This is a genomic window from Flavobacterium aestuarii, assembly GCF_040049115.1.
Lineage (GTDB): Bacteria > Bacteroidota > Bacteroidia > Flavobacteriales > Flavobacteriaceae > Flavobacterium > Flavobacterium aestuarii.
Genome location: NZ_JBDLZZ010000030.1, coordinates 1 through 19,506 on the forward strand (window position 1 = coordinate 1; position 19,506 = coordinate 19,506).

General features: G+C 34.8%; 15 protein-coding genes. 12 read left to right on the forward strand and 3 right to left on the reverse strand.

Going from position 1 to position 19,506, the window contains the following annotated elements; genetic code table 11:
- The first annotated feature begins 88 nt into the window (after positions 1–88).
- Positions 89–1,303, forward strand: a complete 1,215-nt coding sequence (locus ABEG11_RS18495) for a glycoside hydrolase (protein ID WP_348825673.1) — start codon at positions 89–91, stop codon at positions 1,301–1,303.
- Between the two features lie 30 nt (positions 1,304–1,333).
- On the opposite strand, the gene ABEG11_RS18500 is transcribed toward ABEG11_RS18495, so the two are convergent.
- From ABEG11_RS18500 to ABEG11_RS18510, 3 genes are all read right to left on the reverse strand, one after another.
- The gene (locus ABEG11_RS18500) at positions 1,334–1,891 is read right to left on the reverse strand and encodes a hypothetical protein (protein ID WP_348825674.1); all 558 of its coding nucleotides are present in this window, start codon (positions 1,889–1,891) and stop codon (positions 1,334–1,336) included.
- 36 nt (positions 1,892–1,927) lie between these two features.
- Positions 1,928–2,299: a ribosomal maturation YjgA family protein gene (locus ABEG11_RS18505; protein ID WP_348825675.1), complete on the reverse strand. Its 372-nt coding sequence runs from the start codon at positions 2,297–2,299 to the stop codon at positions 1,928–1,930.
- 167 nt (positions 2,300–2,466) lie between these two features.
- A complete protein-coding gene (locus ABEG11_RS18510) occupies positions 2,467–4,110 on the reverse strand; it encodes a glycoside hydrolase family 28 protein (RefSeq protein ID WP_435302851.1) in 1,644 nt (547 codons plus the stop codon).
- Positions 4,111–4,443: 333 nt separating this feature from the next.
- Between ABEG11_RS18510 and ABEG11_RS18515 the strand changes: the two genes are divergently transcribed.
- The 11 genes from ABEG11_RS18515 (at position 4,444) to queA (ending at position 19,017) form a co-directional block, all read left to right on the forward strand.
- A complete protein-coding gene (locus tag ABEG11_RS18515) occupies positions 4,444–5,184 on the forward strand; it encodes a (Fe-S)-binding protein (RefSeq protein WP_348825677.1) in 741 nt (246 codons plus the stop codon).
- Between the two features lie 16 nt (positions 5,185–5,200).
- Positions 5,201–6,604 carry a lactate utilization protein B gene (locus ABEG11_RS18520; protein WP_348825678.1) on the forward strand — a complete coding sequence of 468 codons (1,404 nt, stop codon included), beginning with the start codon at positions 5,201–5,203 and terminating at the stop codon, positions 6,602–6,604.
- Positions 6,591–7,181, forward strand: coding sequence for a LutC/YkgG family protein (locus ABEG11_RS18525; RefSeq protein ID WP_348825679.1), 591 nt, complete (start codon positions 6,591–6,593; stop codon positions 7,179–7,181). The genes ABEG11_RS18520 and ABEG11_RS18525 overlap by 14 nt, the downstream gene beginning before the upstream one ends.
- Before the next feature lie 70 nt (positions 7,182–7,251).
- A complete protein-coding gene (locus ABEG11_RS18530) occupies positions 7,252–8,070 on the forward strand; it encodes an SDR family oxidoreductase (protein ID WP_348825680.1) in 819 nt (272 codons plus the stop codon).
- A 189-nt stretch (positions 8,071–8,259) separates the two neighbouring features.
- Positions 8,260–10,176, forward strand: a complete 1,917-nt coding sequence (locus ABEG11_RS18535; protein WP_348825681.1) for a DUF3858 domain-containing protein — start codon at positions 8,260–8,262, stop codon at positions 10,174–10,176.
- 7 nt (positions 10,177–10,183) lie between these two features.
- Entirely contained in the window at positions 10,184–12,205 is a 2,022-nt protein-coding gene (locus tag ABEG11_RS18540; RefSeq protein WP_348825682.1) for a DUF3858 domain-containing protein, read from the forward strand.
- A 3-nt stretch (positions 12,206–12,208) separates the two neighbouring features.
- The gene (locus ABEG11_RS18545; RefSeq protein ID WP_348825683.1) at positions 12,209–14,200 is read left to right on the forward strand and encodes a DUF3858 domain-containing protein; all 1,992 of its coding nucleotides are present in this window, start codon (positions 12,209–12,211) and stop codon (positions 14,198–14,200) included.
- The gene (locus tag ABEG11_RS18550) at positions 14,201–16,150 is read left to right on the forward strand and encodes a DUF3858 domain-containing protein (protein WP_348825684.1); all 1,950 of its coding nucleotides are present in this window, start codon (positions 14,201–14,203) and stop codon (positions 16,148–16,150) included.
- Positions 16,147–16,473, forward strand: a complete 327-nt coding sequence (locus ABEG11_RS18555; RefSeq protein WP_007811153.1) for a nucleotide pyrophosphohydrolase — start codon at positions 16,147–16,149, stop codon at positions 16,471–16,473. Before ABEG11_RS18550 ends, ABEG11_RS18555 begins: the two co-directional genes overlap by 4 nt.
- A gap of 84 nt (positions 16,474–16,557) precedes the next feature.
- A complete protein-coding gene (aroA, locus tag ABEG11_RS18560; protein WP_348825685.1) occupies positions 16,558–17,793 on the forward strand; it encodes a 3-phosphoshikimate 1-carboxyvinyltransferase in 1,236 nt (411 codons plus the stop codon).
- A 174-nt stretch (positions 17,794–17,967) separates the two neighbouring features.
- Entirely contained in the window at positions 17,968–19,017 is a 1,050-nt protein-coding gene (gene queA / locus ABEG11_RS18565; protein ID WP_348825686.1) for a tRNA preQ1(34) S-adenosylmethionine ribosyltransferase-isomerase QueA, read from the forward strand.
- The last annotated feature ends 489 nt before the right edge of the window (positions 19,018–19,506 follow it).

Below are 19,506 nucleotides of genomic sequence, written 5' to 3' on the forward strand. Positions count from 1 at the left end.
TTTCTAATAAAGCTTACATTGTTTGTATTTGGATTACAATTAAACAAATCAATTAACTAGCAACTTGAATTAATTAAAAAAGAACAATATGAAAAAGTATTATTTATTTGTTATAATTCTAGTGTTTTTTGCAGCGGCAGGCTTTCGGAAACAAAATCTGGAAGAAAAAATAAATGCCACTTTGCAGACGGCAATACAGCAATATGCTTTTTTGAGCAAGCAGGTAACTGCCGGCAAATATCCAAAAAAATATTTTGCAGACACGAATAAGCTGGAAACCTCTGATTCTGGCTGGTGGTGCAGTGGTTTTTATCCAGGTACTTTACTCTATTTAGACGAAGCCAAAAGTGCTCCAGAGCTGAAAAAAGAAGCGCTAAATGTATTGGAAGACCTGAAAAAAGAACAGTTCAATACCACCACGCATGATCTTGGTTTTATGATGTTCTGCAGTTTTGGAAACGCACAGCGATTAAATCCGAGTAAAGAATATGAAACAATATTAATGAACAGTGCCAAATCATTGGCTAGCCGTTTTAATCCAAAAACAGGCTGTATAAAATCATGGGACAGCGCACCGTGGAATCACGCCTCAAAAGATGAATCTCCTGTTATTATTGATAATATGATGAATTTGGAGCTTCTATTCTGGGCAACAAAACATAGCGGTGACAGCACCTATTATAATATTGCCATTCAGCATGCCGATAAAACTATGGTGAATCATTTCAGAAAAGATTATAGTTCATACCATGAAGTGGTTTACAATAATGAAACAGGAAAAGTAACAAAACAAATCACAAATCAGGGTGCTGCTGATAATTCATCCTGGGCACGCGGTCAAGCGTGGGGATTGTATGGCTATGTTGTAATGTACCGGGAAACAAAGGATGCCAAATATTTAAAACAAGCTCAGAATATTGCAAATTATCTTTTGAATCATCCTAATCTGCCTGCTGACAAAATTCCGTATTGGGATTTTAATGCTCCTGATATTCCTAATGCTTTGCGGGATTCATCGGCTGCATCCGTAATGGCATCGGCCTTATTGGAATTAGGCGGGTATGCAGAGAAAAAAGAGGGAATACACTATTACAATTCTGCCAAAACGATTTTATCAAATCTGCTTACAGCTGAATATATTGCTAAGGCTGGAACAAACGGCGGTTTTCTGCTAAAGCATGGAGTAGGTAATATGCCCAATAAAACTGAGATTGATACGCCTCTTACCTATGGGGATTATTATCTTGTCGAAGCGATGATGCGTTGCAGAGCCTTGATGAAAACAAACCCTGAGCTTCGATAAATAAGAAAAACAAGTCAGGAAGAAAACGGTTTAATGAATAGTGTCACCACGAATTATTATCTCGTTTGATTTTTTTATATTCTCTTCCGATTTATTAATCACCTTTATAACACTCAAATTTGGGTTTTCCAGCTTGTTGACAGTTATTTTCAAAATGTAATTTTTGTCTACTACATATTTTTTGCAGTCACCATCAACTATTTCATTGTCAATTTGAAAAATTACTGAATTTTCTTCAAGAGTGGTGTATTGTTTTCTTAACTCGTCTAAAGAAATCAGTTTTGGTTTGTAACCATTTTTCATTTCAATCAAAATCTTACCGGAATAGTTAATGTTATCTATCTTAACATCTTCTTTTTCGACTTTGACATTATCAATTTTGTTTGGGTCTAAAAATTTTACAGCACTCGGATCGACCAGTTCCCCATTTATAAAGTAAGCCGGTTTTTTGGCATTTTTAAATTTAATTACATTAACAACGTTGATAATAGTATCCTGTTCAGAAATTGCCTGTGAATTTTCAGTTTTCTTTTGGCCAAAAGCATTCGCGGTCAAAACTGAAATGGTTATGATAATAAATTTTTTCATTTTACATTGTTTTCAGATGCTCTTAAATACTGTTTTTTAATTTTTTGCAAAAAAATTTTCAGTAAAAAGAACAATAATAATTCCCGCAATATAGCATACTAAATCAATCCAGGCAAATGAAGTTCCAATAACTGTTCTGGCAATTTTAGAATTTTGAAGGCCCAGTTTTTCAACAATATTTAGATATTGAAGAAATTCTATGCCAAAAGAAAACAGCAGAACGAATATTGCAGCCGGCAAAACTGGCAGCTCCAAAAAAGATTTTATAAAACAGTAAATCAAGATTACAACTAACACATCGCCAAGATACGGGCGAATCAATTTATCATGAACAAATAGTGCAATTAAAACTTCTATAATTAATAGGATAATTGATAAGAAAAAGTACTTTTTGTTGAATGTTAGCATAATTATAGTTGCGGATAATAGCTGTCAATTGTTTTTTGTAGCTAATATAGGGATATAAAATATAAACAATCAGTTGAATTTTTATAAAGAAAAAGTTTTAGGTTAAAAAAAAGGCAATTTTACCAAATTAGTAAAATTGCCTTTCTGATCTATAAAAAACTGAGCTGTTACATTTTCACTGCGTCTTTAGTTACATCTTTACCAACGGCTGTTTTTGTGCTAAAATCAGTTTTTGTATTCGAAATCAATTCAATATTCTTACTGGCTTCACCATCAATAGTTACTGCTTTTGAGGAATTGGAATTGAAATTAACATTTTTCAGCACCATGTTTTTAGTGTTGTAAATTTCAAAAACTGTATTGTTTTTAATTTCCAATTGAATGTCGTGCAGTTTAATTCCATCAGCATCAATTATTGAAAATCCTTTATCAGCTTTGGCGGTTAAATTTGAAATTTCGATATTTTCTAAATTCATTTCGGGCAGTCCTTGCAAAAAGACCGCTTGCTGTGCACCATCTATAAACACATTATTAATAATGATGTTTTTAAATTGTGGCGTTTTTTCGTCTACGGGAATGCCTGCTTTAATTTTGGCATCATCACCTTCGGCAAGTTTTTCTGCAATTGATTTGCCTCCATAATATAAATCAAAAGAAATGGCTTGCGAAGGGATATTTGTCATAAAAATATCTTTTATAAAGATGTTTTCGACTACTCCGCCACGTCCTCGGGTACTTTTAAAACGCAGACCCACATCGGTTCCCATAAAAGTGCAGTTGGAAACGTGCATGTTTTTTACACCGCTGGACATTTCGCTCCCCACAGTAACGCCGCCATGTCCATGATACACGATATTATTTCTAATTATAATATTTTCGCAGGGAACACCTCGGTCACGTCCATCTTTATCTTTTCCTGATTTAATGCAGATGGCATCGTCACCCACATCAAAACTGGAGTTCTCTACCAGTACATTTTTGCAGGATTCTACGTCCAGTCCGTCTCCATTTTGAGAATACCAAGGGTTTCGAACAGTAGTGTTGCGTATAATTAAATCTTCAATCATTAGCGGATGAATATTCCACGCTGGCGAATTTTGAAAAACCGGGCCGTCAAATAAAACACGCTTGCTGTTTTGGATGCTTACCATTACAGGACGCAGGAAATCATGAATTTCTTCGAATTGCTCCTTGGTTTTTAAATCGCTTCGTACATTCTGATCGGCATTCTGATTTCCTTTAGCATATTGTTCGGATGGATACCAGCTGTTTTTTTTATCATTCAATACTCCTCCAGAAGCCAATAAATTTTTCCATTGGCTTTCGGTTAATTTATCTTTTTTAACCATTCTCCAAGCTTCGCCAGAACCGTCATAAACACCATTTCCTGTAAATGCTATATTTTGGAGATTTTTTCCATAAATGGGAGAGATGCATCTCCATGTATTTAATCCTTCAAAACTGGTTTCGATAATTGGATATAAATCTTTATTGGTCGAAAATTTAATTAGTGCTCCTCTTTGTGCATGCAGCTCAATATTGCTTTTTAGAATAATTGGTCCTGTAAGCCAGATTCCAGGCGGAATAATTATTTTCCCGCCTCCTTTTTTTGCCACAGCCTCTATGGCTTTGGCAAAAGCTTCTGTGCATAAAACTGTTCCTCCGTTTACTGCGCCAAAATCAATAATATTTACACTGTTATTTGGAATTTTGGGCTCGTTTATTTTATTCATTTTAAATTCGATACCCCCATAAAAATCTTTTGTGGCTTTTTTGTTTTGCGACCTACCGCCAATTGAAACCACAATCATTGAAAATAATAACAACTGTTTTAATTTGAAATTCATACTTTCTAGTATTTATGTTATATTTGTATTTTATGCAATCGATTACACAAATATATGTTTTTAATTTTGCTGTACAATCATTGCGGCACTATTTTGGTAATTTTTAAATTAATTCAATTTGATGAATGAAGAGTAATTGCACGTGATTAAAAATATGATAGACTATAAATCAGGCAAAAATAATTACTCAATTGTATGTAAAACTCGGCAGGTTATTCTAAATTTGAAGGAATCTTAAAAAACTAGATTAAAACGCTTTATACTTTTGGAGCAGCTTTATCAATAAGTTATAAATATATGAAAGTTGGACTTTTTATCCCTTGTTACGTAGACCAGTTTTATCCAAAGATAGGTATTGCAACGCTCGAATTATTGCAGAAATTAGGCTGCGATGTAGATTTTCCGATGAAACAGACCTGCTGTGGCCAGCCTATGGCTAATAGCGGTTACCAGCATTTGACTAAAGGATGTGATGCTAATTTTATTGCCAATTTTGCCAGTTTTGACTATATCGTCTGTCCATCAGGAAGCTGTGTATTGCACGTAAAAGAGCATCTGCATAGTGAAACGGATATTGAATCTGCTGCAAAAATCCGATCTGCTGTTTATGAGCTCACGGAGTTTATTACAGATATTTTAAAAATAAAAAGTATTGAAGGAAATTTTCCATTTAAGGTTGGTATGCATCAAAGCTGTCATGGCCAGCGCGGATTAAAGCTTTCGCAGATGAGTGAATTAAATGCTCCCTATTTTTCAAAACCCGAACAATTATTAACCAATATAAAAGGTTTGAATTTAATGACATTGTCCCGAAAAGATGAGTGCTGCGGTTTTGGAGGTACTTTTTGCGTAACCGAAGAAGCTATTTCAGTAAAAATGGGACAAGACCGTATCAAGGATCATGAAGAACATCACGTAGATTATATTACTGGTGCTGACATGTCCTGTTTAATGCACATGGAAGGAATTTTGCGAAGAGAAGAAAGTTCAATTAAGACTATTCATATTGCAGAAATTCTAAATACTTTGAAAGCGTAAGACTAAAATTGACCGAATGAGTTCCAATAAAACAATCCCGCACAGTGAAGCCGCCGCCATTTTTAACAAGAATGCAGCGCGTGTCAATTGGCATGATGAAACATTATGGTTTGTCCGCGAAAAAAGAGACAGATCTGCTCATCAGATTCCAGAATGGGAATTACTTAGAGAAACAGCCTCTCAGATAAAATTCAATGTGCTTTCAAACATTCATGATTATCTTTTGGAGTTTGAAGCCAATGCTCAAAAAAACGGAATTATAGTTCACTGGGCAGCTAATGCTGAGGAACACAATACCATCGTTCATTCGATACTAGAAAAACATAATATCAGGCAGATGGTCAAGTCCAAATCGATGCTTACCGAAGAATGCCATCTGAATGATTATTTAGCCGAAAAAGGTATTGATGTTATAGACTCAGATTTGGGAGAACGTATTGTCCAGCTTCGAAAAGAACCGCCAAGCCATATTGTACTGCCGGCCATTCACCTTAAAAAGGAAGATGTAAGCGAGACTTTTCATGAACATCTTGGAACACAAAAAGGAAATAATGACCCACAATATTTAACCGAATCTGCCCGCCAGCATTTAAGAGATGTTTTTTTGACCCGCAGGGCAGCTTTGACAGGTGTAAATTTTGCAGTTGCAGAAACTGGCGAGTTTGTTGTTTGTACCAATGAAGGAAATGCAGATATGGGTGCGCATTTAGCCGATGTTCATATTGCCTGCATGGGATTTGAAAAATTAATTCCGAAACGGAAACATTTAGGAGTTTTCTTGAGAATATTGGCAAGAAGTGCCACGGGACAGCCCATAACGACATTTTCCAGCCACTTCAAAAAACCACGAGACCGAAAAGAGATTCACATTGTTATTGTTGATAATGGAAGAAGCGAGCAGTTAGGCAGAGAAGATTTCAGGAATTCATTGAAATGCATCCGCTGTGGTGCCTGCATGAATACTTGCCCCATATACAGACGAAGCGGAGGACACAGTTATCACAATGCCGTTGCTGGACCAATTGGTTCAATCTTAGCTCCAAATCTGGATATGAAAAAAAATGCTGATCTGCCTTTTGCCAGTACATTATGCGGTTCCTGTACCAATGTATGCCCTGTAAAAATTGATATTCACGACCAGTTGTACAAATGGAGACAGGTTTTGGTAAAAGAAGGTTATACGCCAAAGGCCAAAACAATAGCAATGAAAACAATGGCAGCGGTTTTAGCCAGCCCAATGGTATTTGACATTGCTGGTAAATGGGGTCGTTTTGCAATGAAAAATATGCCTGTTCTGGTAAATAATAAGTGGAATAAATGGCACAGCCAGCGCGAAATGCCAGAAGTTCCAGAAGAATCTTTTAGAGAGTGGTACAAGAAAAACGGCAAAGCAGCAAAAGGGAAAAATGATGAACAGTAAGGAGAGAATTTTACACAAAATAAAACAGAATCAGCCAAAGGAAATTCATGAACTTCCTGATTTAAGCCTTTTGAAGAAGTCTGATTCAGATGTTTTAGAGCAGTATAAAACAGTTTTAAAAAGCATTGGCGGTGATTTTGCAGAAGTATCGGATTTTGCAGAAGTGATTAATTTTGTAAAAGAGAATTACGATATTAATAAACGGATATTAACTGCCATTCCAGAGCTTTCAGAGATAGCAGATCTGGATTGGATCAACGATGGCCCTCATACTCTGGAAAACGCAGAATTACTGCTGCTTAAAGCACATTTTGGCGTTGCCGAAAACAGCGCGCTTTGGGTTACAGATGAATTAATGGGACAACGTGTTTCGAGTTTCATTCCTCAGTATCTGGCTATTATTGTCAATAAAAAAGATATTGTTGCCAAGATGCATCAGGCTTATGACCGTATCGGGAATCAGCAGTATGGCTTTGGGACTTTTATAGCGGGACCGTCAAAAACGGCAGATATTGAGCAGTCTTTAGTCTTAGGCGCGCATGGAGCAAGAGGATTGACTGTTTTCCTGATGGAGTAATTCTGCTGCTTTAAAAAAAGCACTTTTCATGCTGAAATTAAATAAATAGTAATGTAAAATATAATCAAAATTGAAAACAGATCTTTTATTAAGTGATAAAGTAATAATTGTAACCGGTGCTACAGGTGTTATAGGCGAAGCTTTTATATATGGAATTGCTGATGCAGGTGCAGCAGTTGGCATTTTGGGAAGAAATGAAAAAACGGCTAATGAACGTGCACAGAATATTTTGGATAAGGGAGGAAAAGCAATTGCACTGATTGCAGATGTGACTATTGAATCTGATTTGATTGCGGCCCGGGATTTAGTTCTTTCAAAATACGGTAAAATAGACGGTTTAGTAAATGCCGCCGGAGGAAATATGCCTGATGCTGTAGTGCAGCCCGATCAGGATATTTTTAAATTAAATATGAATGCTCTTCAGCAGGTTATGAATCTTAATCTTTTTGGAACGCTTCTGCCGACACAGATTTTTGGCGAAGCTATAAAAGATACCGCAGGTAAAGGAAGTATTGTAAATATTTCCTCGGTAGCGACAGTTGCAGCGATGACAAAGGTTTTAGGATACAGTTTGGCAAAATCAGCAATCGATTCTTATACCAAATGGTTTGCTGTAGAGCTTGCTAAACGGTATGGTGATAAAATCCGTATGAATTCGATAGCACCAGGTTTTTTCTTGACAGAGCAAAATAGAACTTTGCTGACTAATGAAAATGGCAGTCTGACAGAAAGAGGGAATCTCGTTATCCAAAACACCCCTTATGGCCGTTTCGGCAGTCCTGATGAATTAGTCGGAGGATTGGTATGGCTGTTAAGTGATGCTTCAAAATTTGCAACAGGTTCCAAAATTACCTTAGATGGTGGTTTTACCATTTTTAGCGGGGTATAATAAATAAGCTTTCCAACGGCATATATAATTAAAATTCAAGTAAAAAGCAGTTAAAGCAATAACTGCTTTTTTTGCTTTTTAAACGTATGACATTTACATTGTATTGGTTAAAAAAGCATAAAAATAATACTTGGTATTAAGTTTTATTTAAACAAAATTTTCTTATATTTCGTCACCAAAAAAAATCTTATGCCTTACAAATTAATTACAGCCTTTACGGTTGTTTTACTGCTTGCCACTACGCAGCTTTTCTCTCAAAAAAGTGATTACAGTTCCCTTGCTATTTCTGATAGCCTCAAGGAAAATGCCAATGCAGTTGTCCGTTTCAATCAGACTGATATAGTAATAGCGTCACAGCGCAGTATGAATATTAAAACCAAAAGAGTGGTTACTGTTCTAAATGACAATGGTAATGAAACTATTGAAGCTTATGAAAATTACAATAAATCATGGACAGTAAGAAGCATATTGGCCACAATCTACGATGCTTTCGGCAAAGAAATTAAAAAGGTAAAAAAAGGCGATTTCAGAGATGTAAGTGCAGTAAGCGGCAGTACACTCTTTTCGGACAGCCGCTATATTTATCTGGATTACACACCAATCCAATATCCTTATACCGTTGTGTTTGAATGTGAGATAGAAACATCAAATACGGCTTTTATCCCGCAATGGATGCCCTTGAATAATTATGCTGTAAGTATAGAAAAAAGTATTCTGAATGTTACCTATCCTTCAAACCTTGGATTTAAATACAAGGAATTCAATTTCTCTAATTTTAGTGTCAAAAAAACTTTAGAAACTCCTGCAGGGCTTTCTTTTGAAGCATCAAAAATAACTGCTCAAAAAGAAGAATCAGTCTGCCCCTCAGCGATGTCGCTTTTTCCAAGAGTAATGATGGGATTAGAATCATTTCATCTTGAGGGAGTTGATGGCAATGCTAAAAACTGGACTGAATTTGGAAAATGGTATAACGAAAAAATCTTGAATGGAACTACAGATCTTCCTGAGTTGACAAAAGCAAAAATTAAAGCCCTGGTAGGTACTGAAACCGATCCTGTCAAAAAAGCCCAGATAATTTATAAATATGTTCAGGAAAAATCCAGATATGTTAGCATACAAGTTGGAATTGGAGGCTGGAAACCAATGTTAGCCAGTGATGTAGATCGTTTGGGATATGGGGATTGCAAAGCATTGAGCAACTATACCAAAGCACTGCTGAACGTTGTGGATGTACCATCTTATAATGTGGTTTTATATGGTAATCCAAGAAAGCGTGATATTGAATCAGATTTTGTTTCCATGCAGGGAAATCACATGATTCTAGCAGTGCCTAATAAAGATTCATATATTTTTTTAGAATGTACAAGCCAAGATGACCCTTTTGGCTATCAGGGAACATTTACAGATGATCGTAATGTTTTAATAATAAGACCCGAAGGAGGAGAGATTGTTCATACCAAAATTTATGATGACATGAATAATAAACAGACGAGTAAAGGGGTATATGTTATTGCCGAAAATGGTGATTTCTCGGGTAAAATTGGAATAGTATCAGAGGGTTCTCAGTACAATCAAAAATTCCGAAATGATAAACTATCGCCTACAGAAATGGAAGCTTTTTATAAAGACTACTGGAGTACTATCAATAACTTAAAAATCAAAAAAATTACTTTTAAGAATGATGCCGAAAAAGTAAGCTTCACCGAAAATGCCGAGATATCAGCCGTGAATTATGGAAATGTTTCAGGTAATAAGATGATGTTTGCCCTTAATGCTTTTAATCAATCAACTCAAAATGTAAAGCGTATCCGAAACAGAAAGAATCCAATGGAAATTCAAAGAGGATACGTAGATGTAGATGAAATTGAAATTATTCTGCCCGCTAACTTCTCAATCGAATTTCTTCCGAGCAATGTTGAAATTAATGGAAAATTTGGTGAATATAAAACTGAGATCATAAAAAAAGACAATACTGCTGTTGTATACAAACGAAAGTTCATGTTAAAAAAAGGATTGTATACCAATAAAGAATATGACGAATATCGCCTTTTTAGAGAACAGATTTCTAAAAACGACAATGCCAAAATAATTTTAACCAAAAGCTAATTTCAAAATGAAAACCAAACACCTGTCCAGCTTAATTTTACTATTGCTATTTAGCTATAGCATACATGCTCAAGAATTTAAATTAGGCAAAGTCTCTATAGCCGAATTAGAACAAAAAGTACATCCTAAAGATTCATCGGCTGTTGCAGCAATATTATTTAAAAAAGGACAAACCAGTTTTCAGTTTTCGGAGCATGAAGGATTTATTGTGCAATGTGAGGTTTCTATGCGTATTAAAATTTACAAAAAAGAAGGTTATAACTGGGCAAATCAGTCGGTTGCTTATATTGCCGGAGGTGGTAATATTTCAGAAAAAGTATCAATTTCGGATGCAGTAACTTATAATCTAGCCGCTGGAAAAATTGAAAAAACAAAGCTGAAAAGTGAAGGCGAATTTATTGAAAAGATTAATAAATACTGGAATAGAAAAAAAATCACATTGCCTAGTGTACAAGAGGGTTCTGTTGTAGAATTTAAATACACTATAAGGACAAATAATATTGGCATGCTTAGAGAATTTGATTTTCAGACAAATATTCCTGTAAATTATGCTGAGTATAAGACCTTTGTGCCAGAGTATTATATCTACAACACTAAACTAAAAGGTTTTATTACACCAAAAATTGTAACCGAAAAAGCTTCGCAATCACTTTCTTTTACAAGCAAGGAGCGGTCAGGAGGAGGATGGACTCCTACTAGTACTACTTTTTCAACAGATAAAGTTAATTATCAGGAAACTAGAAACACTTATACGGTTACGGATGTGCCAGCCATGAAAGAGGAGGCGTTTGTAAATAATATTGACAATTATACCACAAGTATAGTTCAGGAATTATCTATGATACAATATCCTAATGAAACCAGTAAGCCATATTCTACAAATTGGAATGCTGTCGCAAAAACTATTTATGAGTATGAGGATTTTGGTCCAGAGTTAAATAAAACGGGTTATTTTGAAGATGATCTGAAAGCAGTAATTGCCGGTCTGACATCTCAAGATGAAATTATTGCCACGATTTTAAGTTATGTAAAATCCACAGTAAAATGGAATGAAGATTTTGGCTATTCCTGTGATAATGGTGTAAAAAAGGCGTACAAAGATAAAATAGGGAATGTTGGCGATATTAATTTAATGCTTACAGCCATGTTGCGTACTGCAGGACTAAAAGCAAATCCAGTACTCGTGAGCACAAGATCTAATGGAATTTCAATTTTTCCAAATAGATACGCTTATAATTATGTAATCGCTGCCGTCGAAACTCCAGAAGGTTTAATACTGTTAGATGCTACGAGTAAATATTCTAATCCCAATATATTGCCGTTTAGAGATTTAAATTGGTTCGGCAGATTAATCAGGAAAGATGGCTCATCAGAAGAAGTTGATTTAATGCCTAAAATTGCTTCAGCAGATAATGTAATCATGATGTATTCAATTGATGGCGCTGGTAAAATAACAGGAAAACTAAGAAGGCAAAGAACAAACCATAATGCGATGAGCTTTAGAGCGGAGATTGAGAATCTAAAGGAAGAAGAGTATTTGGAAAAATTAGAAAATGAAAATCAAAAAATTGAAATTGCAGATTATTCCAGATCCAATGAAAAAGATGTAAAATTGCCAATTATGGAGACTTGTTCTTTTACAGGAACTGATCTTTGTGAAGTTATAGGTGAAAAGATTTACCTTAATCCATTATTGTTTTTTACCAAAGAGCACAGCCCCTTTAAGCAGGAAACAAGAGAATACCCTATTGATTATGGTTTTCCTTTTGTAGAAAAATACAGCATTAATATTGATATTCCTCAAGGATATGTGGTTGAGACTTTGCCAAAGTCAGCTCAGTTAAATATGGAAGATAATATGGGAGGATTTAAATTTATTGTCAATACTGCGGGTAATAAAATACAGTTGACTATTTCACATCAGATAAATACTCCAATCGTATCTGCAGAATATTATTCCATGCTGAAAGATTATTATCAAGGAATGATAGCCAAGGAAACGGAAAAGATTATTTTGAAAAAAGCATAAGCAATGAGAAAAATCAAAACTGTATTGAGCTTGCTTATTTTGCTTTCATTTGCAAAAATAAATTCCCAAAATTTTGAATTAGGAAAAGTATCGCTTGAAGAGTTAAAAGAGAAACTGCATCCAAAGGATTCCAGTGCCGCTGCAGCTATATTATTCAAGAAAGGAAAAACTAATTTTGAATACCACCGGGATAAAGGATTTACAGCTATCACGGAAGTTTCCATGCGAATTAAAATCTATAAGAAGGAGGGGTATAATTGGGCCAATTTTTCGGTTCCTTATTATGTAGGGTACGAAAATTATAATGATGATATTGTTACATTTTCTAATGCTGTAACTTATAATCTGGCAGATGGAGCGATTGTTAAAACGAAGCTTAACAATGAAGGAAGCTTTAAGAAAAATGTAAACGAGTACTGGAATGAAGCAACAATAACATTGCCAAATATAAAAGAGGGATCAGTTATTGAATTTAAATATGTTTTGAAAAGCGAGAACATTGTCAAGTTTCCTGTTTTCTATTTTCAGGAAAAAATTCCAATAAACGCAGCCGAGTATACTACAAATATCCCTTATTTTTTCACATATAAACCTATTCAGATTGGTTATATAGATCTTAAGGTAGATTCAAAAGCAGTAGACGGAAGCCTTCACTATGACAATCAGCACAATCAGACAGTCAATTTGAGTTTTAATCAGCTGAAAACGAAATACAGCATCGAAAATGTTCCAGCTTTAAAAGAAGAAAGCTTTGTTGATAATATTATGAATTATCAATCGTCGTTGCATCATGAACTTGAAAAAACAAATTTTCCTGATGAAAAGGAGAAAAATTATTCAAAAGATTGGGACGGCGTGGCCAAAACTATTTATGCAGATAAAGAATTTGGAAAAGAACTGGAAGAGACTTCTTATCTTCTAGAAGATCTGAGATTGGTATTAAAAGGTATTGATTCTAAGGATGAAAGGCTGGCAGTAATTTTTAAATTTGTGCAAGACCGAATGCACTGGAACGGGGATAATGGATATTATACAGATAAGGGCGTTAAACAGGCATATATTGCCAAAACTGGAAATGTAGCCGAAATAAATTTCATCCTTATCAGCATGTTAAAAACAGCAGGATTAGATGCCTCACCAGTATTAGTTAGCACCATAGAGCACGGAAAACCAGTTTTCCCCAATAGAACTGGCTTTAATTATGTCATTGCTGCAGTGAATCTTGATGGAAAACAGATTTTATTAGATGCTACTCATAAATACACTACCCAAAATATTTTGCCTTTCAACGTTTTAAACTGGAAAGGAAGACTTATTAGACAAGAAGGCATTACCCAAGAAGTAGACCTGGTGCCAGCTAAAAATTCTGGAAAATATTACACCCTGATGTTAAAACTGGACAAATCGGGTCAAATTGAAGGAAGGTATAGATCACAGCTTACAGATTATGATGCGTACAGTTTTAGAGACAGATATGCAGAAATGGATACGGACAACTACCTGGAGAAACTAGAGAATGATCTAAATGGAATCAAAATTCAAGGATACACTATTGATAATAAGAAAACTAATTTTGCTGATCCCATTGTACAGACTTTTACATTTACATCAAATAATCATTGCGATATTATTGGGGACAAAATATATATTAACCCAATGTTGTTTTTTACAGAATCACATAATCCTTTCATGCAGGAAAAAAGAGAAATGGGAATCTATTTCGGGTATCCAAAATTAGAAAGATATAATATCAGTTATGAAATTCCCGAGGGTTATACTTTTGAATCCGTGCCTAAACCTATGAAAATTGCAACTCCGGATAATGAATTGTCATTTTTAATTAATGTAGCAGTTCAAGACAACAAAGTCCAGATAGCAATAACCAAAGAGATAAATATGGCTATTGTTTCGGCCGATTTTTATGAACCAATCAAAGATTTTTATCAAAAAATGATAGAGAAGGAAACTGAAAAAATAGTTTTGAAAAAAATATAGATGATGAGGAAATTTAAAATAGTTTTAGTCTTTATCATTTTGTTTTTGTTTGTAGAAGTTAATGCTCAAAAATATGAATATGGCAATGTAACAGTTAAGGAACTGGAGGAAAAGCTTCATCCCAGAGATAGCAGTGCAGTTGCTGCAGTTTTAAATGCTGAATGTGAATCGGCAATTCTGGTTGGCAGCAGTAACTATTATTATACCAATACCGACACTAAAATGCGTATAAAAATATACAAAAAAGAAGGGTTGAGCTGGGGGCAGCATCATTTTTTTACACAAAAAGGACTGAACGAAAAAGTAGATATATATAATGCTTATACCTATAATCTGGCTGACGGAAAAATTGAAAAGACAAAACTAGATTTAAAAGAAGGCCTTCTTGCAAATAATTACAATGAACATTTTGGGCAAAAGGTTCTTGTAATGCCAAATATAAAGGCAGGGTCAGTAATAGAATTTAATATCGTTCGCACCCAAGACGGGATTATAACGCCTCCTCGATGGGATTTTCAAATGAGTATTCCTGTAAATCACTCTAAATTTGTTACACGGATTCCTGAAAAATTTGTTTTCAAAACTTTTCAAAGAGGTTTTATTTTTCCTCAAATTTCAGTTTTGCGAAAAAATGGACAAAACAATACTGTTGAAGTAGTTACTACCTATACCGCTAATGATTTGCCCGCTTTAAAAGAAGAAGCTTTTGTAAATAATATAAAGAATTATACCTCTAGTATTTCTCATGATTTTTCGATAATAAACAACGATTATGGTGGAATTTATAATTATGCTGGAGATTGGGAATCTATCGTGAAATCAATCTATGAGTCTGATACTTTTAGATATGAATTAGATAAAAATGGCTATTTTAAAAATGAATTAGATCCTATTTTAGAAAAATGTAAAACACGCGATGAAAAATTAGATAAGATCTTTACTTTTGTAAAGTCTTCAGTAAAATGGAATAACAACAGAGGGATTTATTGTGCAGACGGAGTTCGAAAAGCCTATATTTCGAAAACAGGCAATATTGCAGAGATTAATTTGATGCTTACTGCTATGCTAAGATATGCAGGTTTCAAGGCAAACCCAGTTTTGATCAGTACTAGAGAAAACGGAATTTCGGTTTCCCCAAGTATTTCAGCTTTCGATTGTGTAATTGCCGGAGTAGAAGAAAATGATAAAATTATTCTTTTGGATGCATCCGAAAAATTTTCAGCCCCAAATGTCTTGCCTTTTAGGGATTTAAATTGGTTTGGAAGAATGATCCGTGCGGATCGCACTTCAAAAGAAATTGATTTGATGCCTAGTTTTGTGTCGGAACAAATGGTAAATATGCAGCTGAATGTTGATTCAAAAGGAGGTGTAATTGGTAAACTCAAAAGTCATTTTTTAGACCACTTGGCTCTTGATTTTAGAGTTGCCAATCATTTGATTTCAAAAGATGATTATTTAGAAAATTTAGAAAATAAATATAATATTGAAATCAGTGATTATCTTCGGGATAACATGGAGGATTTAACTAAACCCGTTTCTGAAACATATTCTTTTAAAGGAAATAAAATAATTGAAGTTGTAGAAGGCAAAATTTATATGAGTCCACTGTTGTTTTTGAGTAAAAATCAAAACCCTTTCAAATTAGAGAACCGAGATTTTCCAGTAGATTTTGGTTATCCAAAAAAAGAAACTTATGCTGTAGACTTGAATATCCCCGAAGGCTATATAGTTGAATCTATGCCACAGCCCCTAAGAGTATCAACTCCAGATGGATTACAGTCTTTCTATTATAATTATGAAAAAAGCGATAACAGAATACAATTAATTATTACCAATACTATAAATACAGCTATTGTTTCGTCAGAGAATTATCCCGCTTTAAAATCCTTTTTTCAACAAATGATTGATAAACAAAACGAAAAAATAGTTTTCAAAAAAATACAGCCATGAACCTGAAAAATGCACAATTAGACGTAGATACCTGGATAAAAGAACACGGAGTCCGCTACTTTAACGAACTGACAAATATGGCTCAGCTTACAGAAGAAGTTGGCGAAGTTGCCCGAATCATAGCCCGTCGTTACGGAGAACAATCCGAAAAAGAAAGTGATAAAAACAAGGATCTTGGGGAGGAATTAGCTGATGTAGTTTTTGTAGTATTGTGCTTGGCTAACCAGACAGGAATCGATTTGCAGGCCGCTTTTGACAAAAAAATGGATTTAAAATCTGTCAGGGACAAAGACCGCCACAAAAACAACGATAAACTAAAATAATGTTATAAGTGAGAACAAAGCTTTGGTACATCCTTTTTTTAAAATAAATTTGCCAGACATACCTTTTCAACTTATTCAAGAGAAATGAATTTACTAGTACAGACTTCCCAACCAGACTTACAAGACCAGATTGCAATAACAGGTTCCAAAAGTGAAACCAATAGACTTTTGCTGTTACAGGCTTTGTTTCCCAATATTACTTTGGCCAATACGTCAAATTCTGATGACAGCGAAGTAATGCAGAAAGCACTAAAAGGCAATGATGAAATTGTAGATATTCATCATGCAGGAACAGCAATGCGTTTCTTGACCGCTTATTTTGCAGTAAACGAAGGCCGTGAAGTGGTTTTAACTGGGTCTCAAAGAATGACAGAACGCCCGATTAAAGTTCTGGTAGAAGCTTTGGTACAGTTAGGTGCAAAAATCACTTATGAAAAACAAGAAGGTTATCCGCCTATTCGAATCAAAGGACAAAAAATAACGGCAAACAAAGTCAGCATTCCTGCCAATGTAAGCAGTCAGTATATATCGGCATTGCTTTTGGTAGCGCCAAAATTAGAGAACGGAATTGAACTGACTTTAGTAGGCGAAATAACTTCTGTTCCATATATCAAAATGACTTTGGCTCTGCTAAATGATTTAAATATTGAAACCAGTTTTGTTGGAAACGTAATAACAGTAAAACCTAAGAAAGAAGTAGAAACCAAAGTAATGACAGTGGAATCCGATTGGAGTTCGGCTTCGTACTTTTTCAGTTTTGTTGCTTTGGCAAAAACAGCTTCTGTTTCTTTGACAAGTTATAAAGAAACAAGTTTGCAGGGAGATTCTGCATTGGTCGAAATCTATAAGCAGATGGGAGTTTCTTCACAGTTTGAAGCAGACAAAATCACTTTGACAAAACAGGAAGGTTTCGATTATAAAGACATTAACTTAGATTTAAATAACACACCAGATATTGCACAGACCATTGTAGTTACATGTCTAGGATTAGGAATTGGCTGTCATTTAACAGGTCTGCATACTCTAAAAATTAAAGAAACTGACAGGCTGGAAGCACTCCGAATTGAATTGACAAAACTAGGAGCTGACATTTCGGTAACCAATGATAGTTTGACATTAATCGCAACAGATAAGATTAATGAAGAAATAAGAATTGATACTTACAACGACCACAGAATGGCGATGGCATTTGCACCATTAGCATTAAAAGTGCCAATTGTAATCAATAATGCCGATGTGGTATCCAAATCATACCCTGATTTTTGGAACGATTTAAAAAAGTTAGGCTTTTTGGTTGTCCAAAAGTGGTCATTTACCTAGACTATTGTTGAGTTTTAACTTTTTCTATTGTGGAGAAGGCTGGGGTGAGGTTAAAAATAAACACCTAAACACTTGACAACGCCTGTTTCACAATCGTATATTTGCACCCGAAAGATTTTTAAGTTCAGTTCAAACACTGAAACTTGAAATTTTAAACTTTTTAAAAAACAGCAAATGAAATTATCCCACTTTAACTTCAATTTACCAAAAGAACTTCTTGCAGAATATCCAGCCGAAAACAGAGACGAGTCTCGTTTGATGATTGTAGACCGTAAGAATCAGACGATAACACATAAAATGTTCAAAGACGTTATCGATTATTTTGATGATGGTGATGTTTTAATTTTGAATAATACTAAAGTTTTTCCAGCACGTTTATATGGGAATAAAGAAAAAACTGGTGCAAGAATTGAAGTTTTTTTGTTAAGAGAGCTAAACGCCGAACAAAGACTTTGGGATGTATTAGTTGATCCGGCTAGAAAAATCAGAATCGGAAATAAATTATACTTTGGCGACGATGATTCATTGGTGGCTGAGGTAATTGACAATACTACTTCCCGCGGAAGAACATTGCGTTTTCTTTATGATGGATCTTATGAAGAATTCAGAAATAAATTGACTGAACTTGGGGAAACTCCAATCCCAAAATATATTAATCGCGAAGTGACTCCAGAAGATGCTGAGCGTTACCAGACAATTTATGCTAAAGAAGAAGGAGCAGTTGCAGCACCAACTGCTGGTCTGCACTTCTCTAAGCATTTATTGAAAAGATTAGAAATTAAAGGAGTTAAGTTTGCCGAAGTTACGCTTCACGTTGGTTTAGGGACTTTTAATCCCGTTGAGGTTGAAGATTTGTCAAAACACAAAATGGACTCCGAAGAGCTGAAAATTACTCAGGAAGCCTGCGATATTGTAAACACGGCAAAGGCTGCTAAGAAAAGAATCTGTACGGTAGGAACTACTTCAATGCGTGCTGTAGAAAGTTCAGTTTCTTCACAAAATACATTGAATCCTTACGACGGATGGACAAACAAATTCGTTTTTCCTCCTCACGATTTTGCTATTCCAACTTGTATGATTACTAACTTCCATACACCAAAATCTACTTTATTAATGATGGTTTCTGCTTTTTGCGGACACGATTTAATGAAAAGAGCTTATGAAGAAGCAATCAAGGAAGGATATAAATTCTATTCTTACGGAGATGCCATGCTGATTATCTAATCACATATTCAAAATTAAATACAAAGTCTCGTCAGCAATGGCGAGATTTTTTTTTGCATGCAAAGTACTATAATCAGAAATCTAAAATCTGCAATCTAAAATCTAAATTAATATGGGCGTATTACGGGTCATCCATTACAAATTTTAACCTGAAATCAAAGTAATACTAGCACTGCGGGAGCTTCCTTTGGTCGCTTCCTCGCTGCTGTATTACTAAATGATTTCAGGTCAAAACTTTTCATTTCTACCCCTAACGCAATTTGTTTTCAAAAGGGCCATCAATTAATTTGTGAAAATTTGTGAAATTTGTGGTTGCTTTTTATTCCCATCGAATATATAATCTGTGGAAATCTGTGTAATCAGTGGCGAGTAAAATATTCATCAAACTTTTACGGGTAATCATATTAATTTATTGAGTTATACACTTAGTGGCTGTTTTATATTATTATGATAAATCGGTTTGGTTGTTACCATTCTTACTATTGATTT